This is a genomic window from Helicobacter bilis ATCC 51630 (genome assembly GCF_000686565.1).
Taxonomy (GTDB): Bacteria; Campylobacterota; Campylobacteria; order Campylobacterales; family Helicobacteraceae; genus Helicobacter_A; species Helicobacter_A bilis.
Genome location: NZ_JMKW01000085.1, coordinates 1 through 5,122 on the forward strand (window position 1 = coordinate 1; position 5,122 = coordinate 5,122).

Sequence of the window (5,122 nt, forward strand, 5' to 3'; positions counted from 1 at the left end):
CAAAAAGTAAAAAGGCTTTTTTACTTAGTGTTTAGAGTATCGGTATTTAGGGCGTTTGGAGTGTTTTTTGTAACGCTGGGGTAATATAATCACGCAGTATATTCACTTAGCAACACATAATAAAACACCCTCTCTAACACTCAAAAACACACAAACACATAAAAGCCTTGTATAAAGGGTTTTTTGCATAAGTGTTTTATAATATGCTTATATGTTATAACCCTTTTTTTACTTCCGCTCGATGTTTTTTTGTTTGTATCTTATGTGTATTTTTGAATGTATTCTAAAAAAGGATACACAAGTGGTATATTAACAAAAGCACCATTCCTAGCGAATATTTGCTCTTTCCTATTACCAAAGACTCTTATATTAATTTACGAGAATCTCCAAATGGTAAAATTCTAACACAGATTCAAAAAATGGATATGTTAGAATCTTGTCAGTTCCAAGACAATAAGGGCTTCATTTTAAATTTAGGGCAAGATTCTACCAATCCCAAATGGCTAAAAGTCGCCTATATCCCAAAAGAGGCAAACGATACAAGCAAGGCAATCTATGGTGTAATACACGAAAGCCAAGTAAGTTTTGAGTGTGAGGAGTAAATGAGTTACTACCTACTCCCAAATGATATTTATAAGGGAAACATATAACAACATTTAATCCTAAAGAATATTTACAACAAGCTCACAGCAATGCAATATCAAATCAACCAAACTCTAAAGATAATCCTCCCAACTATTCCCAACAACTCCAATACCTCACACAGGGAGATTATACTTTAGTTATCTTTGCTTATCTACGCTCCCCAGCCTATAAAGCGAGGAATTATACCACCCATATCAAACTAGATTATAAACCTCCTTTATCACTTCAATTTAATGGGAAAGAACTTCATATAGTAGAGTGGGGAAAGGTAAAAAAAGATAAAAGCTTTGGACTTCATCCCTTAAGTCTCAATAATCCAGCAAGGCAATTTACTGAATCTAAAAAGTATTTTATACAAATAGAAAATATATCCCCTATCCCATTATCTCAAAAAATATATTATCTAGATATATATGATGAAAACAACAATAAAGTAGGAACCATTACAAACAACAATACACAAAATATAATCAATACAGAACTTTTAATAGATGATAGATTCTGTGATTTTGCAAATATATTGCTAGAATATCAAAGAAAATATTCTGCAAATAGAGTAAAGCTAGAGGTGGGGTATGGAGAGGAAGGGGACTTGAGTGATATTGAGGTGGTAGGACAAAATGGAATAGATATAAGCTTGGTTTCTGAATATTCTAAAAATATACTAAGACAAATAGCAAAAAATTCTAATTACACAAGAGTTGTAATTAGTAGCACAGCAAGAACGCCTAGACGGCAAGCTGAAATTATGTATAACAACATCATTGCAAATGGTTTGCAAAAACAAAGAGATACTTATAAACAGCCCGGGCAACGAGTATTAGATGTATATGAAACACAGAAAAAAGCTGGTAAAAGCAAAGAGGAAATTATACAAACAATGACAAATAAAATCAATGAGCTTGGAGCTTCTAAAGTTTCAAGACATTGTGCAGATTTTAATATTGTCAATGTGGTTGATATTCCGCATTCCTCTTTAGGTGTCAACAAGACTGATTTTAAATCTCAAGCACAAAAACTTCAACGTGAGGGTAAAATCACACAAATTCTTGATGAAAACGGCTGTTATCACATTATAATACCGCAACTACAAAATTAAAGGACTTAAAAATGAAATATATCCTTGTATTGCTAGTAGTACTGCATATTGCCTATACTAAAGAGTTTCCAAGTTATGTAAAAGAGTGGCGAGGCATTTATGAATCTATACAAAAGACAGGCAAACAAGCTTTCAAAATAAGTGATAATTGCTTTGATGATGAGGCTATGGGCGGTTTTGTATGCGAGATTGGATACTCTAAAAACAAGAGTGCCTTTAATGATTTTGCTATCAATTTTTATACAGAAAAACCAAATGATATGAATTATTCAACAGTAAGAATAATAGCTATTCAATCTCCCACTAAAGCCACTATAAAAGTGTTTTCTATGGAGTATAATAATGACTTTTGCAATATAGATGTGATCAGGCAAGGACAAATGATTACTCTTGTTTCTGGTAATTGCAAAATAGAGGATTTTACTTTGCATAAGGATATTTTTAATAACTATCTTAAAAATCATTACACTTCCAACACAAGCCCAAATAGAAATACAAGAGGAAAATAGTATGTATAAATATATAAAAAATATTGCAATAATTATGGCTCTATGCTTGAGTTTGGAAGCTAAAGATATAATGGAGGGATAGACTTAAGCAAAGAAGGTACTAGATTTTTTATTGCATAGAAGATGTATCAAAAATTAATACTATTGATATTTCTGTGTAGAGACTTAAAAATCCAAAAGACTTTAAAAGAGAAAACCAAAAGTTTGAGGCATCAAAGAAGCTCAGATTTATAGATGAAACCAAAAGACAATGTTATCACATTGAAATTACCCAACCTTAAAGGAGGAATTTTGCATAATTTTATAACAATTCTATTTGTTTCTGCATTGTCTCTTTGTAGTTTTGTGCAAGCGAAGGACTTTAGGGCAAGTTGTGAGCGTTGCATTATAGTATTTTCTCTAGGCGATAAGATGATTGAGAAACTCAAACAAGAAATGAGAGAAGAAGATTTCTATGTAATGGCAGATGATATAAATCATGATAGATATAGCGTTTCAAATTATGTTGAAGCAAACAATATTGAATTTATCTACATTAAAGATTCTGATATTTTTGATACCCTGCTATTTGCAAATCAAAAAATACACATAGAATCTTATTTTGGATATTGGATTTATAAAAAAGGAAAAATTGCAAAATATTTTCCAGATATATCTGAAGATGAAATCAACAAGTATTTTAACATTAGTAATCCAAAGTATCCCAAAGGACAATAGGGGTGGGTATGGGAAAACAGCAACACAAAAAGAAAACATACCAATTAATTGGATACACACAGATTCTAGCGGTAATTATTCAGAGAAAATTTCAAGAGAAAAAGCATTGGAGATGAAAAATGCTTATGGAATGAAATATATAGCCTCCATTACATCAAATCATATTTTAGGTAAAGCTATCGATATGACGATTACTTGGATAAAAGATATAAAAATTAAAGATAAAGCAGGAAAAGAATATATTTTAACACCAAATAATGGTATAATGGTGCTAAATGCAAAGAACTTCATGATATTGGAGCAACCTATGGAGTCTATAAGTTGCTAAAAGACGATCCACATTGGTCATTTAATGGAAAGTAAAGGAAAGGCGATGCGTTATGTATTGATTTTAATGATTTTTTGTAATAGCTTATTTGCACAAATAGAAACAGAAAAAAACTTCACAGACACAAATATCACAAAAGCGTATGAAGAAATGCAATATAGTTTTTCTGAGAGTTATTATCTCCCACAAAGCATTGAATCTATGAAAAACATCACGCAAACTCTTGATTATGAGAAAAGTGAGATTTATGGTTATGAAAGCTTTAAAATCCAATGGCAAAACGAAAATGAAGTAAGCATAAATCTTAATGCTTTTAACGATGGAGAGAAAATTTGCACTTACAGAAGTTATATTCTTTCTTTAAAACAAGTGGGCAAAGATACACGAGGCGTTATAGAATCTATAATGCTTTATCCACAAGATATTGACACATACATACAAAATGCTTGTGAGTGCAATTATTTTCGTGGCGAATATGGATACGATGAAGCAAGAAATAAAGAACTTGATAGGCAAATGGATAAATATTGCAAACCATTGCCACAAGATTATAAAATCTTGCAAGAAAAATACAATGATAAGCCAAAATTACAAAGGATTCTAAAAAGGGTAAATGAGCTGTAAAAATAATAACAAAGCAGGAGTCATCACAAACAATAATGCACAAAACATCATTAATACAGAACTTTTATTAGATGATAGATTCTGTGAATTGATATAATGTATTGCTAGAATATCAAAGAAAATACTCTGCAAATAGGGTAAAACTAGAGGTGGGGTATGAAGAGGAGGATTTGAGTGGAATTGAGGTAGTGGGAAAAAATGGAATGGATATAAGTTTAATTTCTGAATATTCTAAAAACATACTAAGACAAATTGCAAAAAATTCTAACTACAAAAGAGTCGTAATTAGCAGCACAGCAAGGACGCCTAGAAAACAAGCAGAAATTATGTATAATAATATCATTACAAATGGCTTACAAAAACAAAGACGATATCATACAGGCAATGGCAGATAAAATTAATGATCTTGAAGCTTCTAGTGTATCAACACATTGTGCGGATTTCAATATTGTCAATGTGGTTGATATTCCGCATTCATCTTTAGGTAAAAATAAAGAGAAGTTTAAAAGTGAGGCTATTAAGCTACTAGGCAAAACAAATGTTTTAGATGAGAATAATTGCTATCATATTGTGATGCACCAACAAAACTAAAGGAAAATAGCATGTATAAATATATAAAAAATATTGCAGCAATTATGGCTCTATGCTTGAGTTTGAAAGCTAAAGACTTTGTGGTGGATTGTGATAAATGCGTGATTGAAGTAATTTTTACTGATGAGGAAGTAGAGCATTTTAAAAAAGAAATGGGAGAGGAAAATTTTTATACCCTAGCCGATGATGCAAATTACTATGCCTACGCATTGAGAGAATACCTTAAATCAAATAGTTTAAAAATTAAGCATATTTCGCGTCTTGATACACATTACGCAAGGCTTATATTTCCAAATGCAAATATTGATATTACAAAGCTTAAGTGGCTCTATGAGTATTATTTATACCAAAAAGGTAAAAAACCTCATAAACTTATGAATATTGCTACCCCACAAAATGAAATCAACGAATATTTTAACATTACTAATCCAAAGTATCCTAAAGAGAGTGAATAAAAATGAATGATCCGACACTTATACACTCCCCAGCCTATACCTCTATAGCTTCTAATCATTCTGGCTTTTATCATACACCAAGAATTGGAGATGAAGTTATAATCTCTTTCTTAGATAATGATATAGATAAGCCATTTATATCTGGAAGTTTATA

The 5,122-nt window shown here is 31.1% G+C and carries 10 protein-coding genes; all 10 read left to right on the forward strand.

Translation table 11 applies throughout. The features are described from left to right. The first annotated feature begins 338 nt into the window (after positions 1-338). Positions 339-602: a hypothetical protein gene (locus tag T368_RS14055; protein ID WP_034567614.1), complete on the forward strand. Its 264-nt coding sequence runs from the start codon at positions 339-341 to the stop codon at positions 600-602. A gap of 635 nt (positions 603-1,237) precedes the next feature. Then, complete coding sequence (locus T368_RS0110835; protein WP_169736169.1) at positions 1,238-1,744, forward strand: hypothetical protein; 507 nt, start codon at positions 1,238-1,240, stop codon at positions 1,742-1,744. Between the two features lie 11 nt (positions 1,745-1,755). Then, positions 1,756-2,253, forward strand: coding sequence for a hypothetical protein (locus T368_RS0110840; protein WP_004087695.1), 498 nt, complete (start codon positions 1,756-1,758; stop codon positions 2,251-2,253). A 291-nt stretch (positions 2,254-2,544) separates the two neighbouring features. Further along, positions 2,545-2,970 carry a hypothetical protein gene (locus T368_RS0110850; protein ID WP_004087692.1) on the forward strand — a complete coding sequence of 142 codons (426 nt, stop codon included), beginning with the start codon at positions 2,545-2,547 and terminating at the stop codon, positions 2,968-2,970. Between the two features lie 112 nt (positions 2,971-3,082). Beyond that, the gene (locus T368_RS15745) at positions 3,083-3,298 is read left to right on the forward strand and encodes a hypothetical protein (RefSeq protein ID WP_138160809.1); all 216 of its coding nucleotides are present in this window, start codon (positions 3,083-3,085) and stop codon (positions 3,296-3,298) included. Between the two features lie 45 nt (positions 3,299-3,343). Further along, entirely contained in the window at positions 3,344-3,922 is a 579-nt protein-coding gene (locus T368_RS0110860) for a hypothetical protein (protein ID WP_004087688.1), read from the forward strand. A gap of 101 nt (positions 3,923-4,023) precedes the next feature. Then, entirely contained in the window at positions 4,024-4,317 is a 294-nt protein-coding gene (locus T368_RS16920) for a hypothetical protein (RefSeq protein ID WP_004087686.1), read from the forward strand. Beyond that, entirely contained in the window at positions 4,307-4,513 is a 207-nt protein-coding gene (locus tag T368_RS16925; protein ID WP_027338495.1) for a hypothetical protein, read from the forward strand. Before T368_RS16920 ends, T368_RS16925 begins: the two co-directional genes overlap by 11 nt. 11 nt (positions 4,514-4,524) lie before the next feature. Continuing rightward, the gene (locus tag T368_RS0110880; RefSeq protein ID WP_004087682.1) at positions 4,525-4,968 is read left to right on the forward strand and encodes a hypothetical protein; all 444 of its coding nucleotides are present in this window, start codon (positions 4,525-4,527) and stop codon (positions 4,966-4,968) included. Between the two features lie 2 nt (positions 4,969-4,970). Continuing rightward, the coding region (locus tag T368_RS16930) for a phage baseplate assembly protein V (RefSeq protein WP_248646241.1) at positions 4,971-5,122 on the forward strand (152 nt) is incomplete at its 3' end.

Bases quoted from the DNA above. Each gene is read 5' to 3' on its own strand.
- T368_RS0110840 (WP_004087695.1), top strand. From the start codon at position 1,756: ATGAAATATATCCTTGTATTGCTAGTAGTACTGCATATTGCCTATACT.
- T368_RS15745 (WP_138160809.1), top strand. From the start codon at position 3,083: ATGAAAAATGCTTATGGAATGAAATATATAGCCTCCATTACATCAAAT.
- T368_RS0110860 (WP_004087688.1), top strand. From the start codon at position 3,344: ATGCGTTATGTATTGATTTTAATGATTTTTTGTAATAGCTTATTTGCA.
- T368_RS16925 (WP_027338495.1), top strand. From the start codon at position 4,307: ATGGCAGATAAAATTAATGATCTTGAAGCTTCTAGTGTATCAACACAT.
- T368_RS0110880 (WP_004087682.1), top strand. From the start codon at position 4,525: ATGTATAAATATATAAAAAATATTGCAGCAATTATGGCTCTATGCTTG.